This is a genomic window from Roseateles sp. GW821-FHT02E12 (assembly GCF_059421665.1).
This window is the reverse complement of the sequence record NZ_JBWKVK010000003.1, coordinates 489,570-511,885: the sequence shown is the minus strand read 5'-3', so window position 1 is coordinate 511,885 and position 22,316 is coordinate 489,570. Positions and strand designations below refer to the sequence as shown.

Genomic DNA, 22,316 nt, shown 5'->3' with positions numbered 1-22,316 from the left:
CGCGAACCCCAACGCTTCACTCTCCCGCGTCGATGTCCACATCACCCACGCTTGCCCATGCAGCGTCGATCACGCCTTGGAGTGAACGAAGTGAACCCCAACGAATCCCAGCGGCCTAAATGTTGGGGTTCGCAGGCTCACCCAAACCTACCGAGCTCAGCGATCAACCGGAGTAGTGACCACGACGAGTTGATGTACCGTCGTTCACCGCGATGCCTAAAGAGCATCGACCGGCTGACGGATCAATCAAAGGAGGATGGCGATGGCGGACGAAAAGAAGAAGGGCTATCCGAAGATCCCGAAGAGCAACTGGTTTCTGTTGCGAGACAAGTTCAAGCAACGGACCCCAGAAAAGGTCTCTCCAAGCTACATCGCGACGGCCCTAGGTATGGGTGAGGCGTCCGCTAGCGCAAACATCATCCCGCCATTGCGCGCCTTCGGTTTGATAGACGATTCTGGCAAGCCGAGCGACTTGGCCTACGACTGGCGCGACGACAAGAAGTATCCAGAGGTCTGTAAACAGATTCTAGAAGCCACGTATCCACAGGAACTGCGAGATCTCTTTCACGATACCAACGCCCAAACCAAGGACGTCGAGAACTGGTTTGCTAGGAGTGCAAGGGTCGGCCAATCTGCCGCTAGAGCTTACGCAGCCACCTATCTAATGCTGCTCGAAGCTGACTTGGCGAAGGCGAAGGAGCAGAACGGAACAAAAGCTAAGGCAGCGCCGCCCGCCAGCAAGTCGGCAAAGCCTCCAACGAAAACAACCACGGCTGCCAAGGTAGTGAAGGAAGCAGTATCTAAACCGCTCACGAATGTCTCTCGATCAGCTCACGAACATCGGGATTCGAGTGAAGACGAAGGCGCACGACGTGGGTTTAGTCCGAAGTTGCACGTCGACATACAGATCCACATTTCGCCGGACAGTAGCCCTGAGCAGATTGACAAGATCTTTGAGAGCATGGCAAAGCACCTTCCATTCAAGAGCTGAATCGAATGGACATTGAGAGCGCTCTGCACGGAGTTCGACAGCTCAGGGATAGCATTCGCGCTAGGAATCCACCGCCGGAAGAGGGTGCGCCAAGCCAGGATGAGCCAGTCGTCTACTTCTCGCTAGTCCGCAACACGCGCGGCTATCTTGAGCGATTGGTCCACCAGATAAATGGTTCCTACGCGAACGGCTGGTACGACGCCTCCGCCGTCATGATTCGCCGACTGATAGAGACACTCATCATTGAGGTGTTTGAGAAGCACGGGATCGCGTCAAAGATCCAAAACTCTGCCGGCGACTTTTTCTACCTAAGAGATCTCATTGGACTGCTCGTCGCGGAGCAGACGTGGAATCTCAGCAGGAACGCGAAATCAGCTCTACCCAGACTTAAGGACGTTGGCGACATGTCAGCTCACAGTCGGCGCTTCATCGCCCAGCGGCAGGACATAGACAAGCTCATCAGTGACCTGCGAGTAATCGTCCAGGAACTAGTCACTTTGGCTCATCTCAAGTGAGGCGGTCGACTAACTGATGGCGCCGTCGACTCCGATCGGTTGTGAGCCAGCTTGCAAGAGCCACTAGAACAGGAAATACCTCTGCGCCATCGGCAATTCCTTCGCCGGCTCGCAGGTCAGCAGCACGCCGTCCGCCCTCACCTCGTAGGTCTGCGCGTCGATCTCCATCGTGGGCAGGTAGTTGTTGAGCAGCATGTCGGCCTTCCTGACTGAGCGGCAGCCCTTCACCGGCACCAGCGTCTTGGCCAGGCCCAGCTTCTCGACATTGGCCTGCCCCGCCTGGCTGACGAAGGTCAGCGAGCCCTGCTGCAACGCGGCGCCGAAGGAGCCGAACATCGGCCGGTAGTGCACCGGCTGCGGCGTGGGGATGGACGCATTCGCGTCGCCCATCGCGGCGGCGGCGATGAAGCCGCCTTTCAGGATCAATGACGGCTTCACGCCGAAGAAGGCGGGCTTCCACAAGACCAGATCGGCCCACTTGCCGACCTCGATCGAACCCACCTCATGGCTGATGCCGTGGGCCAGCGCGGGGTTGATGGCGAGCTTGGCGAGGTAGCGCTTCACGCGGGCGTTGTCGTTGCCCGCACCGTCGCCGGGCAAGGCGCCGCGCTGCACCTTCATCTTGTGCGCGGTCTGCCAGCAACGCAGGCTCACCTCGCCCACGCGGCCCATGGCCTGCGAGTCGGACGAGAACATGCTGATGGCGCCGAGGTCGTGCAGGATGTCTTCGGCGGCGATGGTCTCGCGGCGGATGCGGCTCTCGGCAAAGGCCAGGTCTTCGGCGATGCCCGCGTCCAGGTGATGGCAGACCATCAGCATGTCGAGGTGCTCGTCCAGCGTGTTGACGGTGAACGGCCGCGTCGGGTTGGTGGAGCTGGGCAGCACGTTGGCTTCGCCCACCACCTTCATGATGTCCGGCGCGTGGCCGCCGCCCGCGCCTTCGGTGTGGAAGCTGTGGATGGTGCGGCCCTTGAAGGCGGCAATCGTGTCTTCGACGAAGCCGCTCTCGTTGAGCGTGTCGGTGTGGATGGCGACCTGGGTGTCGGTCAGCTCGGCCACGTTCAGGCAGTTGTCGATGGCCGCGGGCGTGGTGCCCCAGTCCTCGTGCAGTTTCAAGCCGATGGCGCCGGCGTCGATCTGCTGCATCAAGGCCTCGGGGCGGCTGGCGTTGCCCTTGCCCATGAAGCCAAGGTTCATCGGGAAGGCCTCAGCCGCCTTCAGCATCGTGGCGATGTGGTGCGGGCCGGGCGTGCAGGTGGTGGCCAGCGTGCCGGTGGCGGGGCCGGTGCCGCCGCCGATCATGGTCGTCACGCCGCTCATCAGCGCCTCTTCGATCTGCTGCGGGCAGATGAAGTGGATGTGGGTGTCGATGGCGCCGGGTGTGACGATGAAGCCCTCGCCCGCGATGATCTCGGTGCCCGGGCCGATGACGATGTCCACGCCGGGCTGCACGTCGGGGTTGCCGGCCTTGCCGATGGCCGCGATGCGGCAGCCGCGCAGGCCGATGTCGGTCTTGACGATGCCCCAGTGGTCGAGGATGACAACGTTGGTGATGACGGTGTCGACCGCGTCACCGGCGCCGGGGCCGTTGATGCGCTGGGACTGGCCCATGCCGTCGCGCACGGTCTTGCCGCCACCGAACTTGACCTCTTCGCCATAGCCGCCGGCACGCAGCGTCAGGTCCTGCTCGATCTCGATGATGAGGGCGGTGTCGGCCAAGCGCAGCTTGTCGCCAACGGTCGGGCCGAGCATCTCGGCGTAAGCACGGCGGGAAATTCTCATAGCTTGCCTTGAACCAAACCGCGGAAGCCGTAGACCGTGCGGTCACCGGCCAGGTCCACCAGCTCGACGGTGCGTGACTGGCCGGGCTCGAAGCGCACGGCGGTGCCGCTGCAGATGTTGAGTCGCATGCCGCGCGCGGCCTCGCGGTCGAAGCCGAGGGCCGCGTTGGTCTCAGCGAAGTGGTAGTGCGAACCGACCTGGATGGGCCGCTCGCCGGTGTTGGACACCTTCAGCGTCAGCGTGCGGCGGCCGGGGTTGAGTTCATGTTCACCTTCCGCGGTGATCAGCTCGCCGGGGATCATCACTTGCGGCCCTTGGCGAACCACCAGACGGCGATGCCGGCCGCGACGGCCAGGGCCAACGTGGCCATGCCATCCCAGCCATGCATGTGCGGGCCGCTGGGGCCGTGGCCTTCGTGCGCAAGCGCGGGGGCGGCGATCAGGAGCAGGGCAAGTGCGCGCATGGTTCGGGCTACTCAAGGAATGGGTTGGTGAACGGTGACGAGCTTGGTGCCGTCTGGGAAGGTGGCTTCAACCTGGATCTCCGGAATCATCTCGGCGATGCCGTCCATGACGTCGCCCCGGGTCAGGATCTCGCGGCCCTCGCTCATCAGCTGCGCAACCGTCTTGCCGTCGCGCGCGCCTTCGAGGATGGCGGCACTGATGAAGGCAACGGCCTCGGGGTAGTTGAGCTTCAAGCCACGAGCCTTGCGCCGTTCAGCCAAAAGCGCTGCCGTGAAGAGCAGCAGCTTGTCTTTCTCTCGGGGGGTGAGTTCCATCTCGCTTTGCTCGATTTCTTTCAGTCAGTCCGGGCGGCCGCAAAGGCCGCCTGAGCACGGGGAGTCAGCTCCATGTTGGCTTGGCGACAGCTTCAGGGCAACGGGTGCTACCTGACCCCTAGCTTGAAGCATGCCAGAGGCGTTTCTTCCGCAAGGCTGGGGATTTACCTGCGCAACCGCAGGTTCACGATGCCCTTCCGCTTGCTCATTCAGGAGACTGCCATGACATCCCCCAACAACGGCCACGGCCTGCTCGGCACGCGCGAACAGAAGTTCACCCGCCTGCTGCCCGAGAACCACAAACCCTTCAGCGACGCCAGCCTCGATGCCCTGGCCCGGCTGATGATCATGGAGGACGACGAACTCAACGACGGTGCCGATGCCGAGGAGAACCTGAAGGTACCCGCCGGCTATACCTATTTCGGCCAGTTCATCGACCATGACCTGACGCTGGACACGACCTCGTCCTTCTCCAGGCCCACAGACGCGGCCTCCAACCTGCGCACGCCGGCCATGGACCTGGACTGCGTCTACGGCGCCGGCCCGCAGGACCAGCCCTACATGTACGCCGCCGACGGCGCCACGCTGCTGATCGACCCGAGCGGCCAGGACCTGATGCGCCAGCCAGCCAATGGCCGCGCCATCATTGGCGACAAGCGCAACGACGAGAACTCCATCGTCTGCCAGATCCAGCTGGCGATGATCAAGTTCCACAACGCCGTCGTTGCCAAGCTGAGCGCCGGCGGCGACACCGGTAACCTCTTCGAGCGGGCCCGCGCCGAGGTCACCTGGACCTACCAGCGCGTCGTGCTGGAGGACTATCTGCTGCGCATCATCAACACCCACACCTACGACTTCTTCACCCAGCGCCGCGCGGCCCTCGGCGACGCCGCCTACGACCTCTACGTGCCGACGCTGCGCACCCAACTGCCCAAGGAATTCGTCGGCGCGGCCTACCGTTACGGCCATTCGATGGTGAGGCGTGGCTACCGGCTCAACACCGCAACCAAGAAGCTCATCTTCGACGGCGGCGACCTCACCGCCGACAGCCTCATCGGCTTCCAGCCATTGCCGGCGGCGCATGTCATCGACGACTGGGGCCGCTTCTTCACGCCAAGCTTCGGCATCCCCGTCAAGAACGGCCCTGAGCCGGTGGAAAACAACCCCGCCGTGCGCCTGCAATGGGCCTACAAGATCGACACCTCGCTGGTGGACCCGCTGGCCCAGCTGCCGCCCAGCGTGGGCAACGGTGCGTCGCTGGCGGCGTTGAACCTCAAGCGCGGCAACCTGCCAAGCTATGCCATCGCCACCGGCCAGGCCTTTGCGGCCAAGCTGCACGAGGAGCCGCTGGGCGCGGACAACCTGATGGTGCGCGCGGAGGGCGCCGACGGCTTCACCTTCAAGAGCATCGAGAGCGCCGACAAGCGCTTCCTGACCGAGACACCGCTGTGGTTCTACATCCTGGCCGAGGCGCAGAAGCCCGTGCTGGACTACTGGCGCGAGGTGGGCAAGCGCGACCTGAACGACGAAGACTTCGTCAGCGGCCCGTGCTCGGTCTCCCAGCTCGGCCCGGTGGGCGGGCGCATCCTGATGGAGGTGTTCAACGGCATCGTCGATGCCGACCCACGCTCCTTCCGCAATGCGGCACCGGCGGGCTGGGTGCCGATGATCGGCAAGGAAATCAGCTTCTGGAACGTCTTGAAGTTCACCGGCCTGGTTTGAACGGCTGCCACTCCACAAGCACCTGATCGGCAGCCGGCTTGCGCGCCGGCCCTGCCGGTTTGCGCACCGGCGTGCCGAGGGCAATCCAGCCGATCAGCGTCTCGCCAGGCTCGCAGAAGGCTGCCGCGATGGCGGGGTTGCGCACCTTGGCGCCGCTGAGCATCTTGCCGCCAAAGCCCAGCGCGTGAGCCGCCGTCAGGAAGTTGGCGATGGCGCCGCCGATGGCCGCCCACTGCTCGTGCGCGGGCACCTGGGGGTGGCCCGGGTCGATGCGGGCCACGACGGCCACCGTGACCGGCGGTTTCAGCGCGCGCTCGGCGTCCAGCGCGGCACCCTCCTCGCCCTTGCCGGCGGCACGGGCCGCGTCGGCAAACAGGGCGGCCATGCCCTGCTTTGCGTCACCACGCACCAGTTTGAATCGGTACGGCACCAGTTCGGCGTGGTCGGGTGCGCGCAGCGCGGCCTGGGCCATCAGCGCCAACTGCTCGTCGTTCGGCCCCGGCTCGACGAGGTGCTTGGGGCCGACCGAATAGCGCGTCAGCAGCGCTTCGAGGCTGAGCGGCGCCGTGCTCACTTCAGCAGGCCAGCGTTCTCGGCGGCGGCCTTGATGCCGGTGTAGTTCTCAGGCTTGCTGGGAATGAACTTCGTCGCGCGCTGCAGGCCGAGGATTTCCTTGCCTTGCGGGGTGTTCGGGTCCAGCGCCAGGAAGGCGGCCTTGATCTTGTCCTGCAGGGCCTGCGGCATGTCGGCGTGGACGGACCAGTTGTAGTCGAAGTAAGGCGGCGTCGTGTAGAAGACCTTGACCTGGGCCGGGTCCACCTTCTTTTCGGTGACGAACTTCTCCCACACCGAGATGTTCAGCGCGCCGGCATCCACCTTGCCGCTGGCAACGGCGGCGATGGTGGCGTCGTGCGCGCCGCTGAAGGCCACGCGCTTGAGGTCCGTGTCGGGGTCGATCTTGGCGGCCAGCAGGAAGCTGCGCGGCATCAGGTGGCCGGAGGTGCTGCTCTGCGAGCCGAAGGAGAGCGTCTTGCCCTTCAGGTCTTCCAGCTTGGCGACGCCGCTCTTGGCGTCGGTGATGAAGACGGAGCGGAACTTCTCGTCCTCCTCGCGCTGCACCAGCGGCACGATCTTGCCGCCCGAGCGCACATTGGCCTGCACGAAGGTGAAGCCACCGAACCAGGCCAGGTCGATCTTCTTGTTGACGACGGTTTCCACCGCGGCGGCGTAGTCGGTCACCGGCGTCCACTCAACCTTCATGCCGAGCTTGCTCTCCAGGTAGGCCCCCAGCGGCGCGAACTTGCGCGAGAGCTCGGTGGGCGACTCGTCGGGGATGGCGGTCACGCGCAGCACCTGCTGGGCCTGGGCCGCGGCGCCGGCCAAGGCCAGCACGGCCACCAGGCCACGCGCCACACGGGCGACGGAGAGGGGGAAGGCAGTCATCGTGAGTCTCCTGTTGAAGGCAAGCCGTTGGGGGTCAGAACACCAAGGCGGTCCAGGCCGGGTCGGCCGCGCGAACCGCGTATTGAACCGCACCGCCGTGCTGGCGGCCGGCAGGGATGAGATCGGCATGCACGAGGCCCTGGGCCGCGAGCGCATCGGTGCAGACGAAGAAGCGCGCGCCGTGGTCCAGCGCGTCCTGCATCCAGTCGGCGATTGACTTGTCGAAGCGCTCCGAAGCACGCAGCCCCTCGGCCACGCCGGGCAGCAGCAGGCGCACGGAGCGGGCCGAGAAATAGACCTCGACCTGCAGATCCATCGCCGCGGCCGCGGCGGCGTGGGCGAAAGGCGTGGCCAGCCGCACGGGGTCGTCGGGGTCAGCCGCCCAGAGCAGCAGCGCGAGGCCGGTCTTCATGCCGCACCGCCCAGTTGGTTGAGCCAGGCCCAGCGCGCCATCGCGTCGCGGATGGCCGCTTCGCCGATGGCGAGCCCGGGTTTTTCAGCGTCGAGCCGTGACGGCGCCAACTCGACCAGCCAGCCGGCCTCGTAGGGCGACTGATGGACCAGCTCGGGCCGCGCTTCCAGGGCTTCGTTCACGCGCGTGACGACGCCCGACAGCGGCGACTTCACCGCCACGATGGACTTGGCCAGCTCGACGACGCCGATGGAACGCCCCTGCTCCACCTCGCTGCCAACGGGCTTGGGGCGGCACATGTAGATGTCGCCCGAGGCCTTGAGCCCCAGCGCTGTGATGCCGACGCGAACGTTCCCGTCGGGCAGGGGCTCGGCCCAGGTCTGGTCTTCGGCCCAGAGCCAGAAGCTCTGGGGCATCGACATTGCAATCATCGACATGAACCCACGCGAATCAGACAAGAGCGTTGGGTGTTCAGTCGGCGTCGCGAGCGGCCCGAGGTTGCGTCGAGAAGCGGAGCCGTACTGGGGTACGGTGAGCATCGCAGGCGCAAGATCGGGCCGCGCAGTAGCCGAATGAATACCCAACGGCGGAGGGGCGAGGGAGTCGAACCCTCCCAGGAGCGCGTGGCGCCCCCCACCGGGTTTGAAGCCCGGCCGACACACCGGTGTCGTTGCCCCTCCAAGTTCATGCGGCGCCCTCCGCAAACAGCGCGCTGTCTGCCCGGACCCGATGTTCGTCGCCCACCCGCCGCAGCAGGCCGACGCGGTCGAAATGCTCCAGGTGCTGGATGGCGCGCTTGCGGCCCAGGCCCGTCGCGTCGCGGAAGGCTGCGGCCGTGACGTTGCCGTGCTGCGCACCGATGCCGCGCGCGATGGTCGCGAGCCGCGCCATCGTCGCGGTGTCGCAGTACAGGTCTTTCACCACCTGGTGCAGCTCGCCTTGCTGGGCCAGGCGGGCAAGCGTGGCGCGCATCAGCGGCTCGGGTTCGGCGCAGTCCTTGGCGAGATCGCGCGCCCAGGCGCCCTCGGCCCCGGCGGCAATCAGGCGGGGGGCGATCTTCTGCGCGATGCGCTGCTCCACGGCCGACAGCTGCACGCCATGCTCGGGCAGGTGCACGAAGGCGCCCCGCACGGCGACGCGGCCCGTGGCGCGCAGGTTGGCCAGCACCTCACGCCACAGCGGCTCAGCGATGCGCGGCGCCACCAGCCGGCGCAGGCGGGCGGCGTCGGGGCCGAGTTCGTCGGGCGACCTGGCGTGGAAGTCGGCCAGCGTGGCGAGCAGCCTGGCCGTCAGGGCCGCACCCGCTTCGTCGCCCAGGGCCCAGCCCTGTAGCGGCTCGGCCAGGCCTTCCGCCTGCGCAAAGCGGGCCAGGTCCAGGCCCAGCGTCGCCAGCGTCAGCAGGCGCTCGCGCCGGCGCGCAGCGGTGGGCAGTTCGCAGGCGGCCAGCTCGGCCAGGCGCTCGGGCGTGCGGCGATAGCGGGTGGGCGCGAAGGGGTCGAGCACCGTGCCGCCGGCCAGCGTGCGCGTGGCGCCGGCGTCGCGCAGCACGAGGCGGTCGCCCCGCCAGGCACCGACCGGCCCGTGGCAGACGAGCTGCACGCGGCCCGAAGCGCCGGGTTCGATCTGCTCGCCGTCCAGCACGGCGACGCTGGCCATCAAGCTCTGCGCGCCGAGGTGGAGGTGAACGCGTGCGCCGGAGCGCAGCGGCTTGGCCTCGCCGGGCCAGAGGCGCAGGTGGGCATCGACGCGCTCCGTGGCCAGGGCCACGTGAGGCGCCGTCAGCCAGGCGCCGCGCGGGGCGTCTTCCTTGGCGATGCCGGCCAGGGCCACCGCGCAGCGCTGGCCAGCGTGGGCGCGCTCGACCGCACGGTTCTGCGCGTGCAGGCTGCGCACACGGGCGCGGCGGCCGGCCAGCATGAGCTCGTCGCCCACGGCGATCTCGCCGGCATGCAGCGTGCCGGCAACGACGGTGCCAACGCCGTCCAGCGTGAAGGCCCGATCCACCGCGAGGCGAGGCGCCAGGCCGTGCACATGGCGCGGCGGCAGGTGGCGGGCAGCGTCGAAGAGCAGCTCGCGCAGCTCGGCCACGCCCTGCCCCGTCTGGGCTGACACGACGAGGATGGGCGCGACGGCCAGCCCCGTGCCGGCGAGCAGCGCACGGACCTCGTCGGTCAGCGCGGCGATGCGGGCGGGCTCGGCGCGGTCTGCCTTGGTGATGGCGACGGCGCCTTTGTTCAGTCCCAGCAGGCTGAGCACGGCAAGGTGCTCGCGGGTTTGCGGCATGACGCCGTCGTCGGCTGCGACGAGCAGCAGCGCGAAGTCGATGCCACTGGCACCGGCCAGCATGGTGTGGACGAGCTTCTCGTGGCCGGGGACGTCGATGAAGCCGAGGCGCTCGTCCAGGCCCGGCACGTCGAGGTAGGCATAGCCCAGCTCGATGCTGATGCCACGCGCCTTCTCCTCGGGCAGACGGTCGGTGTCGACGCCCGTGAGCGCACGGACGAGCGTGGTCTTGCCGTGGTCGATGTGGCCGGCGGTGCCAACGATCACGCCAGCGCCTCCTTCAGCGTGGCCAGTTGCGAGGTCAGCAGCGCGGGCTCTTCGAGGCAACGCAGGTCCAGCAGCAGGCGGTCGTCGTTGATGCGGCCGATGACCGGGCGGGGCAGTTCGCGCAGCGCGGTGGCCAGGGCTTCGAGGCTGCGGCCGCGGCCGTCGACGGCGGTGATGGCGAGCCCGGCGGATGGCAGGCGATCGACAGGCAGCGAGCCGGAGCCGATCTGGCTTTGCAGCGCAACAACCTCGACGGTGAAGCGCGGCGATACAGCGGCGGCAACCTCGTGCGACAGGTGCCGGGCCAGCGCGGCGATCTGCTCCTGCGGGCGGGTCAGCAGGCGCAACGTAGGCAGGTCCTGCACCAGGCGCTCGGGGCGCAGATAGAGCCGCAGCGTTGCCTCCAGCGCCGCGAACGGCAGCTTGCTCAGCCGCAGCGCGCGCTTCATCGGGAACTTGCGGATGCGCCCCACGGCGGCCTTGCTGCCCACGATGAGGCCGGCCTGCGGGCCGCCCAGCAGCTTGTCGCCGCTGAAGGTGACGACATCGCAACCGGCCGCGAGCATGGCCTGCGGCAGGGGCTCGGCGGGCAGGCCCCACTTGGCGAGGTCCACCAGCGCGCCGCTGCCAAGGTCGGTCATCAGCGGCAGGCCGGCGGCGTGGGCGATGGGCGCGAGCGTGGCCTCGTCGACCGACGCGGTGAAGCCCTGCACCGCGTAGTTGCTGGTGTGGACCTTGACGATGAGCCCGGTGCGCGGCGTGATGGCACCCTCGTAGTCGCGCGGGTGGGTGCGGTTGGTGGTGCCCACTTCCACCAGCGTGGCGCCGGCCGCGCTCATCACGTCGGGCATGCGGAAGGCGCCGCCGATCTCGACCAGCTCGCCGCGCGACACGATGGCCTCCTTGCCGCGCGCCAGCGCCGCAATGCCCAGCAGCACCGCGGCGGCGTTGTTGTTGACGACAGTGGCGGCCTCGGCGCCAGTGAGCTCGCAGAGCAGACTCTCGATAAGGTCGTCGCGGTCACCGCGGCTGCCGGTGTCGAGGTCGAACTCCAGGTTGTTGGGCGAACCCATCAGCGCCAGCACCTGCTGCAGCGCTGCGTCGGCCAGCAGCGAGCGGCCGAGGTTGGTGTGGATGACGGTACCGGTGAGGTTGAGCACCGCGCGCATGGCCGGCTGCATGCGCGCCTGCACGCGGCTGGCGAGGGCCTGGGGCAGCGTGTGCAGTTCGCTGCGCGGCAGTTCGCCGGCAACGGCGCGTGTGCGCAGGCCGTCCAGCAGCGCCCTCGCCTCGTTCGCCACCAGCGTGTGGCCGTGTTCGGCAACCAGCGGTGCGCAGTCGCGCAACAGCTTGTCCAGCGCCGGCAGGTCTTTTGGACTCGCCTTGGAACCGTGGACCACGGATTCGTCGGGCGTTGCCATCAGTGCTCTCGGCCGGGTGGGGGTGCTTCGTCGGGCTCGCCGAACAGCAGCAGCAGGTTGACGCCATGGCGCTGCAGGCCCGCCTCACTGACGAGCAGGTCCAGCGTCAGGCTGGCGAGGTCGTCGGCCAGGGGCTCGACGCCGTTGTCCCGCGCCGGATGCATGAGCTTGAGGTAGTGGCCGCACTCGCTGCAGCACTCGGCCTGCACGACAGCGCCGGTCGTCGTCGAGGCCTCGTCGGCCGCAACCACGCTTTGCAGCGAGATGCCCTTGGTGCTTTGGCAATGGGTGCACTTGATGCGCACGTAATGCCACTGCGTGGCGCACAGGCCGCAGGCGAGGTAGCGCGCACCCTCGGAGCCGAGGCGCTCGACGGAGGCGACCGGGTGCGAGCCGCAGCAAGGGCACACGGTTGCGTCATCAATGCGGCCGAAAGGCGCCAGCGCGGGGCCTGCGTGGGCTGCGGCTGTCTGCTGCACGAGGCGAACGAAGTAGAGCTGCAGGCCGGCGGCGATCAGCGGCGCCGTGGCCATGTCCAGGCCCAGCATGACGCCGGACAGCAGGCGGCCGGCCTGTGTTTCCAGGTGTTCGTCGCTCGCGGCGGCGAGTTCCAGGGCTACCGTTTTGGCGGGGCCGTCGGCGAGGTGGCTGGCCAGGTCGGTGAGCAAGGCCCGTAGTGAGTTGCGCCAGACGGGCGCACGCGCCCAGGTCTCTGCCGGCAGCAGCGGCAGCCCGGCGCGGGCGGCGGCGTCGATCTGCTCGGGCGTGGGCAGGGGCACCAGCCCACGGGCGGCCAGCGCGCGGTGCTGGGCGTCGGCCAGTTCGGCCACGAAGAGCAGGAAGTCGCGCATCGCGTGCCCGGCGCTGAGCGCCCGCAGGCGCAGCGCACGCTCGGCGAAGACGCCGGGTTCGGGCAGGTGCAGGAAGGTCAGCTGCTCGCCGGCGCGAACGGCGATCTGTTCCGGACTCAGTAGCTTGGTGCTGGTGGTCAACGCTTCTCCTGGTGCCACAGCGGGTGATTCTGGCGCGCCCAGCCGTCGGTGACCGTGCCGCGCGTCATCGCGCGCAGGGTGCCCTTGACCCAGATTGCCGCGTAGACGTGCACGATGACGCTCAGGATCAGCACCGTGGCCGACAGCGCGTGCAGCACGACGGCGATGCGCCGCGCGACGATGGGGAAGCTGTCGGCGAACCAGGGTTGCCAGAAGATGAACCCGGTCAGCACCAGCACGGCCAGGCTGACGACCATGACCCAGAACACCTGCTTCTGCCCGGCGTTGTAGCGGCCGGCCGGCGGCATGCGGCTCTTGTCGCCGCGCAGCATCTCGCCGGCGTGCTTCATCCATTCCTTGTCGGCCTCGTTCATCACGTTGTGCCGCCAGAACTTCAGGAACATGCCGAGGAAGCACAGCGCCATCAGCAACCCCATGAAGGGGTGCAGGATGCGCGCCCAGGTGCCGCCGCCGAAGAGCGCCGTCAGGAAGTAGAAGGCGGGGTGAAAGAAGGCCAGGCCCGACAGCCCGGCGCCGAGGAAGAACAGCACGATCAACCAGTGGTTGGTGCGCTCGCCAGCGTTGTAGCGCTGCAGAAGGCGGGTGGCCATGGCGTGCTCCTGTCAGGCGTTGGTGTTGCGGTCGGCTGCGGGGTCGTCCGGGTCTTCTATGGGGCCGACGCGCGTGTAGTGGAAGAAGCCGGCCACGGCCGCGCCGATCATGGCTGCCACGGCCAGCGGCTTGGCCACGCCCTTCCACAGGGAGACGAGGGGGCTGATCTTCGGGTCCTTGGGCAGGCCGTGGTACAGCTCGGGCTTGTCGGCATGCTGCAGCACGTAGACGACGTGGGTGCCGCCCACGCCCGGTGGGTCGTACACACCCGCGTTGGCGTAGCCGCGCTCCTTCAGGTCGACGATGCGTTCGGCGCCGTAGTCCAGCATGTCTTCCTTGGTGCCGAAGCGGATGGCGCCGGTGGGGCAGGCCTTGGCGCAGGCCGGCTCCAGGCCCACGCCGACGCGGTCGGAGCAGAGGCTGCACTTGTAGGCCTTGCTGTCGACCTTGCTGATGCGCGGCACGTCGAACGGGCAGCCGGTCACGCAGTTGCCGCAGCCGATGCAGTGCTCGGAGATGAAGTCCACGATGCCGTTCGTGTACTTCACGATGGCGCCGGGAGCCGGGCAGCTTTTCAGGCAACCTGGGTCTTCGCAGTGCATGCAGCCGTCCTTGCGGATCAGCCATTCCAGCTTGCCCTGCTCGACCTCCACCTCCGAGAAGCGCATGACCGTCCAGCTCTGGGGCGTGAGGTCGCGCGGGTTGTCGTAGGTGCCGTGGTTGTCGCCCACGTCGTCGCGCAGGTCGTTCCACTGCATGCACGCCACCTGGCAGGCCTTGCAGCCGATGCAGGAGGACACGTCGATGAGCTTGGCGACTTCAGCGACGTGCTGGCGGGCCTGCGTGGACGGCGTGGTGGTGGCCGAGCGCTTGGCGATGTCGAGGGATTGGAGTGATGACATGGTCAAGCTTTCTCAAGGTTCACGGTGAAGCTCTTGAACTCCGGCGTCTGCGTGTTCGCGTCGCCCACGAAGGGGGTCAACGTGTTGACGAGATAGCCGGGCTTGGCCACGCCGACGAAGCCCCAGTGGTTGGGCAGGCCCACGGTGTGCACGCGCTTGCCGTCCACGTCCAGCGAGGCGATGCGCTTGGTGACGACGGCCACGGCCTTGATGAAGCCGCGGTTGCTGCTCACCTTGACCCAGTCGCCGTTGGCAACCCCTTTCTCCTTGGCGAGTTCCTCGCCGATCTCGACGAACTGCTGAGGCTGCAGCACGGCCGAGGTGAGCACGTTCTTCGTCCAGTAGTGGAAGTGCTCGGTCAGCCGGTAGCTGGTGGCCACGTACGGGAAGTCCTTGGGCGTGCCGAAGGCCTCCAGGTCGCCCTTGAACACACGCGCCGCCGGGTTGGACTTGGCCTTGGCGTTGCCCGGGTGCATGGGGTTGGCCAGCAGCGGCGTCTCGAAGGGTTCGTAGTGCTCGGGCAGCGGGCCGTCCACCATGCCGGTGGGTGCGAAGAGCCGCGCCACGCCTTCGGCAGTCATGATGAAGGGGCGCACCGCGTCCTCGTCGGTCGGGTTGGCGTCGGGCCGGATGTCGGGCACGTCGGACCCGCCCCAGCGCTCGCCGTTCCAGCTGACCAGCTTGCGCTTGGCGTTCCAGGGCTTGCCGGTCGGGTCGCAGGAGGCCGTGTTGTAGAGCACGCGCCGGTTGGCCGGCCAGGCCCAGGCCCAGGCCAGCGTCTGGCCGATACCCCAGGGGTCGGCGTTGTCGCGGCGGGCCATCTGGTTGCCGGCCTGGGTCCAGGCGCCGGCGTAAATCCAGCAGCCCGACGATGTGCTGCCGTCGTCGCGCAGCAGGCCGAAACCGCCGAGCTGCTCGCCTGCCTTGGCCAGCACCTTGGTCGGGTCCTTGGGGTCGAGCACGTCGGCCAGCGCCTTGCCGTTGTACTCCTTGGCCAGTTCCTCGGCCGAAGGGTTGGTGGGCTGCAGATAGGGCCAGCTGAGGTTGACGATGGGGTCGGGGAAGGCGCCACCCTCCTTCGCGTAGGCGGCCCTCATGCGCATGAAGAGCTGGGCAATGATCTCGGGGTCGCCCTTGGCCTGGCCCGGGGGCTCGGCGCCCTTCCAGTGCCACTGCAGCCAGCGGCCGGAGTTGGTGAGCGACCCGTCCTCCTCCGCGAAGCAGGTGCTGGGGAAACGGAACACCGTCGTCTGGATCTCCTCGCTCTTCACGTCGTGGTGCTCGCCGTGGTTCTTCCAGAACTCGGCGGTCTCGGTGTTGAGCGGGTCGATGATGACGAGGAACTTCAGCTTGGAGAGGCCCGCGACGATCTTCTTCTTGTTGGGGAAGGAGCCGACCGGGTTGAAGCCCTGGCAGATGTAGCCGTTGAGCTTGCCCTGGGCCATGAGCTCGAAGGTCTGCAGCACGTCATAGGCCTTGTCCCACTTGGGCAGGTAGTGGAAGGCCCATTCGTTCTCGGCCGTGGCTGCCTTGCCCCACCAGGCCTTTTGCTGGCTGACGAAGAACTTGGGGTAGTTCTGCCAGAAGCTCATCTGGCCGGGGCGCAACGCCTTCAGCGCTCGGGGCTTGTAGTAGGTCTCCAGATCCTGCTCGCTGTCGCGGGCCAGGCTCATGTAGCCGGTCAGCGACGTGGACAGCAGGCCCAGGTCCGTCAGGCCCTGGATGTTGGAGTGGCCGCGCAGCGCGTTCATGCCGCCACCGGGCAGGCCGATGTTGCCCAGCAGCAGCTGCATGATGGCGCCGGTGCGGATCATCTGCGAGCCCTGGCTGTGCTGCGTCCAGCCCAGCGCGTACATGATGGTCATGACCTTGTTGGGCTTGGACGTCTCCGCGATCATTTCGCAGACCTTCAGGAACTTGTCCTTGGGCGTGCCTGTGATCTTGCTGACCTGCTCGGGCGAATAACGCGCGTAGTGCGCCTTCATCACGTTGAGCACGCAGCGCGGGTGCTGCAGCGTCGCGTCGACCTTGGCGAAACCTTTCTCGTCGAGCTCGTAGCCCCAGCTCTTGTTGTCGTAGCGGCGCTTGGCCTCGTCGTAGCCGCTGAAGATGCCGGCGTCGAACTTGTAGTCCTCACCGACGATGAAGCTGGCGTTGGTGTAGGTCTTGACGTACTCGTGCTGGATCTTGTCGTTGCTCAGCAGGTAGTTGATGACGCCGGCCAGGAAGGCGATGTCGGCCCCCGCTCGGATGGGCGCGTAGTAGTCGCTCATGGCGGCCGAGCGCGTGAAGCGCGGGTCCACGACGATGAGCTTGGCCTTGTTGTGGTGCTTGGCCTCGATGACCCACTTGAAGCCGCACGGGTGGGCCTCGGCGGCATTGCCGCCCATGATGAGCACGAGGTCGGCGTTCTTGATGTCCACCCAGTGGTTGGTCATCGCACCGCGCCCAAACGTCGGGGCCAGACTGGCCACCGTCGGGGCGTGTCAAACGCGCGCCTGGTTGTCGAAGACCAGCATCCCCATCGAGCGCATCGCCTTGTGGGTGATGTAGCCAGATTCGTTGGAGGAGGCTGATGCACACAGCATGCCGGTGGTCAGCCAGCGGTTCACCGTCTTGCCGTCGGCGTTCTGGGCGATGAAGTTGGCGTCGCGGTCGGCCTTCATCAGCTTGACGAGGCGGTCCATCGCCTCATCCCAGCCGACGCGCTTCCACTCCTTGCTGCCGGCTTCGCGGATCTCGGGGAACTTCAGCCGGTTGGGGCTGTGCACGAAGTCCAGCAGGCCCGCGCCCTTGGGGCAGAGGGTGCCGCGATTGACCGGGTGGTCCGGGTCGCCCTCGATGTGGATGATGGACGACGTGACGTTCTTCGCCCTGTCGCCCAACGAATACATGATGACGCCGCAGCCCACCGAGCAGTAGGGGCAGGTGTTGCGGGTCTCGGTCGCCCGGGAGAGCTTGAAGTTGCGCGCCTCGGCGAGTGCCGCCGTTGGCGAGAACCCCAGGGCCACGAGGCTGGACGCTGCCAGCCCTGCGCCGCTCACCCGGAAGAATTGCCTCCGGTTCATGTCCATATCGGCTTGTCTCCTGCGAGCCTCTCGCTCGCTCCGTTGCGAACAGAAAGCGGGACCGCACGCGGCAACCGTGGACCGATTTCTCCACAAAGGAAAGCCCTTGTCCATAGAGGGCATTCCAGGGGGACAAAGCCGCCCGGGTATCAACCCGGCGTCAGCAAGGCGTCAGGCGCCGGCTCAGGTGGACTTGGAGATCGAGATGCTCGGGAACTTGGCCGAGTAGTCCTTGCCTTGCGCCGCGATCTTGGATGCGACCTTGCGGGCCAGCGCCTTGTAGAGGGCCGCCACTTCGCCGTCCGGCTCGGCGGCGACGGTCGGCGTGCCCGAGTCGGCCTGGGCGCGGATGCTCATGGCCAGCGGCAGCGAGGCCAGCAGCTCGGTGCCGTACTGCACCGCCATCTTCTGGCCGCCTTCGGCGCCGAAGATGTGCTCCACGTGGCCGCAGTTGCTGCAGATGTGCACGGCCATGTTCTCGACGATGCCCAGGATGGGGATGCCCACCTTCTCGAACATCTTCAGGCCCTTCTTGGCGTCGATGAGGGCGATGTCCTGCGGCGTCGTGACGATGACGGCGCCTGTGACGGGCACGCGCTGCGAGAGGGTCAGCTGGATGTCGCCGGTGCCCGGAGGCATGTCGACGATGAGGTAGTCCAGCTCCTGCCAGCGGGTCTGGCGCAGCAGCTGCTCCAGCGCCTGCGTGGCCATGGGGCCGCGCCAGATCATGGCCTGGTCGTCTTCGACGAGGAAGCCGATGGAGTTGACCTGCAGGCCGTGGGCGATGTGCGGCTCCATGGTCTGGCCGTCATGGCTCTCCGGCCGGCCGCTGGCGCCCAGCATCAGCGGCTGGCTGGGGCCGTAGACGTCGGCGTCCAGCACGCCCACGCGGGCGCCTTCGGCGGACAAGGCCAGCGCCAGGTTGGCGGCCGTCGTGCTCTTGCCCACGCCGCCCTTGCCGGAGGCGACGGCGATGATGTTCTTCACACCCGGCAGCAACTGCACGCCGCGCTGCACGGCATGGGCGACAACCTTGGTTGAGATGGCGACGCTGACGTTGCCGACACCGCCCAAGCCCTTGGCCGCGGCAATGACGGCGGTGCGCAGGGCGGCGTGCTGGCTGGCGGCCGGGTAGCCCAGTTCGATGTCGACGGCCACGTCGGCGCCGTCGACCTTGATCGAGCGGATCGCCCTGGCCTCGCCCAGGGTGCGGGCGCAGCCGGGGTCGACAACGGCTTGCAGCAGGGGTTGAAGCTGGGCTTCGGTGGTCGAGGTCATGGCAGGGAACAGTTCACGGAAAACGGGGCAATCAGTCTAGCCCGCAGCCGGTTTGCACACAGGCTGCATCCGGTTGGAGGCTTTGTGCGTAGAGTGGACGAGAACCGAATTCCGCCCGGAGAACTACCCATGCGCCGCCCCGCCCTCCTGCTCATCGCTGCCGTCATCGGCTCCCCGGCCCTGGCGCAGTCCGGCGGGAAGCTGCTGCTGACCGGCGGCGTTTCCAGCATCGACGGCGCCGCCGGGGGTGGCCTGACGCCCTGGGCCGTGACCGGCAGCTACGCCACCGCCGGCGAGTTCGGCGCCACCGCCTTCATCACACGCGCCAAGACCGACAACTACGGGCTTTTGACCTACGGCGCGGCCGTCGCTTTCCACGACCGCGTCGAGGTGTCGCTGGCCAAGCAGGACTTCGACACCGAGAGCAATCTCGCGCCGCTGGGGCTTGATGGCCTGCACCTGAAGCAGAACATCTTCGGCGTGAAGGTACGCGTGGCCGGCGACGCCGTGCTGGACAGCGACACGCTGATGCCGCAGATCGCCCTCGGTCTGGAGCACAAGAAGACCAACGCGGGCAACCTCGGCCCCACCCTCTTCGGCCCGCTGGGTGCCAAGTCGTCGGGCACGGACTTCTACGCCAGCGCCACCAAGCTCTTCCTCGCCGACGGCGTGCTCGTCAACCTCACGCTGCGCGCCACCAAGGCCAACCAGAACGGCCTGCTCGGCTTTGGCGGTGCCCAGGGCAAGGGCTACCGGCTGCAGCACGAGTTCTCGGTCGCCAAGCTGCTGACCAAGAACCTGGCCTTCGGCTTCGAGTTCCGCGCCAAGCCGGACAACCTGAACCTGTCGGTGCTGGGCGCCGGTGCGCTGAAGGAAGACGACTGGAAAGACATCTTCGTCGCCTGGGCCCCGAACAAGCATTTCTCGCTGACCGCCGCCTGGGTGGACCTGGGCCGCATCGCTCCCGCGGTGCAGCCCAAGCGCCAGACGGGCAGCTATCTGTCTGCGCAATTTGCGCTCTGAAGGATTCACCATGCCCCGCGCCGTCGCCCTTGCCTGCCTGCTGCTTGCCAGCGCAGCCGCCTTCGCCCAGACACCGCCGGCCAACGACGGCGTCTACCAGGCCTGGGGCGGCAAGGCTGGCATCCGCGCCGTCATGGACGACTTCGTGCCGCGCCTCTTCGCCGACCCGCGCACGGCGCCCTTCTTCAAGAACGCCAACCGCGAGAACCTGGCAACCCAGCTGACCGAGCAGCTCTGCCAGGAGTCCGGCGGCCCCTGTGTCTACAAGGGCGTGCCGATGAAGCTGGCGCACCAGGACCTGGACATCGCCAAGCGCGACTTCAACGCACTGGTGGAGATCCTGCAGCAGGCCATGGACGCCAAGGCCATCCCCTTCGCGGCGCAGAACGGCATGCTGGCGCGGCTGGCGCCGATGCACCGCGAAATCGTCATGGCGGTGAGCGATTCGCAGCAGTCTCGGTAAAGAAAGCTTTCGTTAACGGCGCTGCCACAAGACGGCGCGGCCCGCATGGCAAGCTGGCGGGCTATGCATTCCCTCCGACTCACTGCGGCCGCTGCGTTGGTGGCCTGCGGCGGTTTTTCCGCTGCCTTCGCCCAGACCAACCCCACCCCGCCCGAAGCGGCTGCCTCCGCCCCGCCCGCCCGCCCCGCCGCCAAGCCTGGCGAGCAGCTCAAGCGCGTGGAGATCAGCGGCACCGCCAGCGACGAATCCATCCGCAAGGCCTCGACAGCCAGCAAGATCGTCATCACGCGCGAGGAGATCGAGAAGTTCGGTGACTCCACCGTCGGCGAGGTCTTGAAGCGCCTGCCCGGCGTGACCACCGGCGGCCGCCCGGGCCGCGGTGGCGATGTGCGCATGCGCGGCATGGGCGGCGGCTACACGCAGATCCTCGTCAACGGCGAGCGCATGCCGCCCGGCTTCTCGCTGGACCAATTGCCGCCCGAGCAGGTCGAGCGCATCGAGGTGCTGCGCGCCCCTACCGCCGAGTACGGCACGCGCGCCGTGGCGGGCACGATCAACGTCGTGCTGCGCGAGGCGCTGAAGAAGACGCTCAACGAGCTCCGCGCCGGAGTGGGCATCGAGCGCGGCAAGGTCAACCCCGGCATCAGTTGGAGCCGCAACGACGGCTTCGGTGACGGCCACGCCTACAACATCAGCCTCAATGCCATGCACGGCGAGCGCGTGGACGACATCATCAGCGACACACGCACGCGCACGCTGTCCACCAACACCGACGTGCTTCAGACGACGCGCGGCCAGACCGAGGACAAGCGCGAAGGCATCAACCTGACCGGCCGCGTGCAGCTCAAGCTCAGCGGCACGGACAGCCTGGCCATCCAGCCCTTCATCGTCACGAACAAGTCTGAGAGCCACTCGTCCATCACGCGCACCAACGACAGCTACGACCGCGCCGACACGCAGGGTGACAACCGCTTCACGATGGCGCGGCTGAACCTGCAGTGGCAGAGCCGTCTCGACAGCAGCACCCGCGCCGAGCTGCGCGGCGGCCTGGGCCGGGTCAACGGTGACAGCCACAGCCTGCGCCAGGAGACGGGCCGCATCAACCGCACGCAGGAAGACACGACCGACACCAGCGGCCGCAACTGGAACCTCGTCGGCAAGCTGTCGCGCAGCCTGGAGAACGACCACAGCCTCGTGTTCGGCGTCGAGGGCGAGGGCAACACCCAGCACCAGAACCGCGTCACCCTGGTCAACGGTTCACCGCAGGCCGGCCTGGGCGACTTCGGCGACGACCTGGACGCCTCCACCACCCGCTTCGCCGCCTACGCGCAAGACGAGTGGAATATCGGCAAGCAGTGGGACTTCTATGCCGGCGCGCGCTGGGAAGGCATCAAGACCACCAGCAGCGCGGCCAACTACGCGGCCAGCAACCGCTCCAGCGTCTTCACGCCGCTGGCGCATGCCCGCTACAAGCTCGACCCCAGCGGCCGCGAGAACATCCGCGCCAGCCTGACGCGCAGCTACCGCAGCCCGCAGGTGCAGGACCTGATCGCCCGGCCGAGCATCAACAGCCAGGTGCCCCACCAGGCCAACACGCCCGACCGCGCCGGCAACCCCGACCTCAAGCCCGAGTTGGCCACGGGCATCGAGATCGGCTACGAAAAATACCTCAGCAAGGGCGGCCTGCTGAGCGCCAACCTGTTTGCGCGCCGCATCAGCAACCTGATGCGCAACGTGACCGCCCTGGAGACCGTGCCCTGGAGCACGACGCAGCGCTGGGTCTCGCGGCCGCGCAACATCGGCAAGGCCAGCACCGCCGGCGTGGAGCTGGAGGCCAAGTTCCGGCTGGACGAGTATTTCGACGATGCGCTGCCGGTGAGTATTCGCAGCAACCTGAGCGTGTTCACGTCCAAGGTGCAGGACATCCCCGGCCCCAACAACCGGCTGGACGCCCAGCCCAAGGCGACAGCCAACCTGGGCTTCGACTACCGGCTGCGGTCGCTGCCGCTGTCGATTGGCGCGACGCTGAACTGGACGCCGCAGTCCACCATCCAGCAGAGCGTGCTGACCGAGGTGACGACGAGCCGCAAGTTGGTGACCGACGCGTTCGCGCTGTGGAACTTCACGCCTGAGCAGTCGGTGCGGCTGTCGGCGAGCAACATGACGCCGCTGGACTATTTCACCGGGAGCGTCATCAACACGGGTGACCAGCTGATCACGACGAATAGTGGGGGGCCGAGCTATACGCAGTGGCAGTTGAGGTGGGAGATGAAGATCTGAGGTTGGTTGGTTGCTTCTGCGACGAGCGCTCCTGATCGATGCATTGCCGGGAGTCCCGCCCGGCGGCGGGGTAACTTTCTTCTG

The 22,316-nt window shown here is 67.3% G+C and carries 21 protein-coding genes and 1 tRNA gene; 6 read left to right on the top strand and 16 right to left on the bottom strand.

Going from position 1 to position 22,316, the window contains the following annotated elements; translation table 11 throughout:
- The first annotated feature begins 262 nt into the window (after nucleotides 1–262).
- Together AC07V5_RS20245 and AC07V5_RS20240 are read left to right on the top strand one after the other, a co-directional pair.
- On the top strand, nucleotides 263–991 hold the full coding sequence (locus tag AC07V5_RS20245) for a DUF5343 domain-containing protein (RefSeq protein ID WP_495117509.1): 729 nt from the start codon (nucleotides 263–265) through the stop codon (nucleotides 989–991).
- Between the two features lie 5 nt (nucleotides 992–996).
- Entirely contained in the window at nucleotides 997–1,506 is a 510-nt protein-coding gene (locus AC07V5_RS20240) for a hypothetical protein (RefSeq protein WP_495117508.1), read from the top strand.
- A 63-nt stretch (nucleotides 1,507–1,569) separates the two neighbouring features.
- On the opposite strand, the gene ureC is transcribed toward AC07V5_RS20240, so the two are convergent.
- The 4 genes from ureC to AC07V5_RS20220 are packed head-to-tail and all read right to left on the bottom strand — an operon-like array spanning nucleotide 1,570 to nucleotide 4,066.
- Nucleotides 1,570–3,288: an urease subunit alpha gene (gene ureC / locus AC07V5_RS20235; protein WP_495117507.1), complete on the bottom strand. Its 1,719-nt coding sequence runs from the start codon at nucleotides 3,286–3,288 to the stop codon at nucleotides 1,570–1,572.
- Nucleotides 3,285–3,590: an urease subunit beta gene (locus tag AC07V5_RS20230; RefSeq protein WP_495118014.1), complete on the bottom strand. Its 306-nt coding sequence runs from the start codon at nucleotides 3,588–3,590 to the stop codon at nucleotides 3,285–3,287. The genes ureC and AC07V5_RS20230 overlap by 4 nt, the downstream gene beginning before the upstream one ends.
- Complete coding sequence (locus AC07V5_RS20225) at nucleotides 3,590–3,751, bottom strand: hypothetical protein (protein WP_495117506.1); 162 nt, start codon at nucleotides 3,749–3,751, stop codon at nucleotides 3,590–3,592. The genes AC07V5_RS20230 and AC07V5_RS20225 overlap by 1 nt, the downstream gene beginning before the upstream one ends.
- Before the next feature lie 12 nt (nucleotides 3,752–3,763).
- Nucleotides 3,764–4,066 carry an urease subunit gamma gene (locus AC07V5_RS20220; RefSeq protein ID WP_495117505.1) on the bottom strand — a complete coding sequence of 101 codons (303 nt, stop codon included), beginning with the start codon at nucleotides 4,064–4,066 and terminating at the stop codon, nucleotides 3,764–3,766.
- Between the two features lie 222 nt (nucleotides 4,067–4,288).
- Here AC07V5_RS20220 and AC07V5_RS20215 point away from each other — a divergent pair, with 222 nt between their 5' ends.
- Nucleotides 4,289–5,788, top strand: a complete 1,500-nt coding sequence (locus AC07V5_RS20215) for a peroxidase family protein (RefSeq protein WP_495117504.1) — start codon at nucleotides 4,289–4,291, stop codon at nucleotides 5,786–5,788.
- Here AC07V5_RS20215 and AC07V5_RS20210 read toward each other — a convergent pair.
- From AC07V5_RS20210 to apbC, 12 genes are all read right to left on the bottom strand, one after another.
- The gene (locus tag AC07V5_RS20210) at nucleotides 5,772–6,362 is read right to left on the bottom strand and encodes a nitroreductase family protein (RefSeq protein ID WP_495117503.1); all 591 of its coding nucleotides are present in this window, start codon (nucleotides 6,360–6,362) and stop codon (nucleotides 5,772–5,774) included. The genes AC07V5_RS20215 and AC07V5_RS20210 overlap by 17 nt on opposite strands.
- On the bottom strand, nucleotides 6,359–7,231 hold the full coding sequence (locus tag AC07V5_RS20205) for a putative selenate ABC transporter substrate-binding protein (RefSeq protein ID WP_495117502.1): 873 nt from the start codon (nucleotides 7,229–7,231) through the stop codon (nucleotides 6,359–6,361). The genes AC07V5_RS20210 and AC07V5_RS20205 overlap by 4 nt, the downstream gene beginning before the upstream one ends.
- A gap of 34 nt (nucleotides 7,232–7,265) precedes the next feature.
- Nucleotides 7,266–7,643 (bottom strand): DsrE family protein, encoded by a 378-nt coding sequence (locus AC07V5_RS20200; RefSeq protein ID WP_495117501.1) that lies wholly within the window; start codon nucleotides 7,641–7,643, stop codon nucleotides 7,266–7,268.
- Nucleotides 7,640–8,065, bottom strand: coding sequence for a glycine cleavage system protein H (locus AC07V5_RS20195; RefSeq protein ID WP_495117500.1), 426 nt, complete (start codon nucleotides 8,063–8,065; stop codon nucleotides 7,640–7,642). Before AC07V5_RS20195 ends, AC07V5_RS20200 begins: the two co-directional genes overlap by 4 nt.
- Before the next feature lie 165 nt (nucleotides 8,066–8,230).
- Nucleotides 8,231–8,323 (bottom strand) — tRNA-Sec (locus tag AC07V5_RS20190).
- A gap of 4 nt (nucleotides 8,324–8,327) precedes the next feature.
- Nucleotides 8,328–10,193 (bottom strand): selenocysteine-specific translation elongation factor, encoded by a 1,866-nt coding sequence (selB, locus tag AC07V5_RS20185; protein WP_495117499.1) that lies wholly within the window; start codon nucleotides 10,191–10,193, stop codon nucleotides 8,328–8,330.
- On the bottom strand, nucleotides 10,190–11,614 hold the full coding sequence (gene selA, locus AC07V5_RS20180; RefSeq protein ID WP_495117498.1) for an L-seryl-tRNA(Sec) selenium transferase: 1,425 nt from the start codon (nucleotides 11,612–11,614) through the stop codon (nucleotides 10,190–10,192). The genes selB and selA overlap by 4 nt, the downstream gene beginning before the upstream one ends.
- Nucleotides 11,614–12,606 carry a formate dehydrogenase accessory protein FdhE gene (fdhE, locus tag AC07V5_RS20175; protein WP_495117497.1) on the bottom strand — a complete coding sequence of 331 codons (993 nt, stop codon included), beginning with the start codon at nucleotides 12,604–12,606 and terminating at the stop codon, nucleotides 11,614–11,616. Before fdhE ends, selA begins: the two co-directional genes overlap by 1 nt.
- On the bottom strand, nucleotides 12,603–13,217 hold the full coding sequence (locus AC07V5_RS20170) for a formate dehydrogenase subunit gamma (protein WP_495117496.1): 615 nt from the start codon (nucleotides 13,215–13,217) through the stop codon (nucleotides 12,603–12,605). Before AC07V5_RS20170 ends, fdhE begins: the two co-directional genes overlap by 4 nt.
- A gap of 12 nt (nucleotides 13,218–13,229) precedes the next feature.
- Complete coding sequence (gene fdxH / locus AC07V5_RS20165) at nucleotides 13,230–14,120, bottom strand: formate dehydrogenase subunit beta (RefSeq protein WP_495117495.1); 891 nt, start codon at nucleotides 14,118–14,120, stop codon at nucleotides 13,230–13,232.
- A gap of 2 nt (nucleotides 14,121–14,122) precedes the next feature.
- A complete protein-coding gene (gene fdnG / locus AC07V5_RS20160) occupies nucleotides 14,123–17,194 on the bottom strand; it encodes a formate dehydrogenase-N subunit alpha (protein ID WP_495117494.1) in 3,072 nt (1,023 codons plus the stop codon).
- A gap of 177 nt (nucleotides 17,195–17,371) precedes the next feature.
- Nucleotides 17,372–18,466 carry an iron-sulfur cluster carrier protein ApbC gene (gene apbC, locus AC07V5_RS20155; RefSeq protein WP_495117493.1) on the bottom strand — a complete coding sequence of 365 codons (1,095 nt, stop codon included), beginning with the start codon at nucleotides 18,464–18,466 and terminating at the stop codon, nucleotides 17,372–17,374.
- A gap of 129 nt (nucleotides 18,467–18,595) precedes the next feature.
- Between apbC and AC07V5_RS20150 the strand changes: the two genes are divergently transcribed.
- From AC07V5_RS20150 to AC07V5_RS20140, 3 genes are all read left to right on the top strand, one after another.
- The gene (locus tag AC07V5_RS20150; protein WP_495117492.1) at nucleotides 18,596–19,489 is read left to right on the top strand and encodes a DUF3034 family protein; all 894 of its coding nucleotides are present in this window, start codon (nucleotides 18,596–18,598) and stop codon (nucleotides 19,487–19,489) included.
- Nucleotides 19,490–19,499: 10 nt separating this feature from the next.
- Nucleotides 19,500–19,952, top strand: coding sequence for a group I truncated hemoglobin (locus AC07V5_RS20145; RefSeq protein ID WP_495117491.1), 453 nt, complete (start codon nucleotides 19,500–19,502; stop codon nucleotides 19,950–19,952).
- Between the two features lie 63 nt (nucleotides 19,953–20,015).
- Nucleotides 20,016–22,232, top strand: coding sequence for a TonB-dependent receptor plug domain-containing protein (locus AC07V5_RS20140; RefSeq protein ID WP_495117490.1), 2,217 nt, complete (start codon nucleotides 20,016–20,018; stop codon nucleotides 22,230–22,232).
- Nucleotides 22,233–22,316 lie beyond the last annotated feature (84 nt).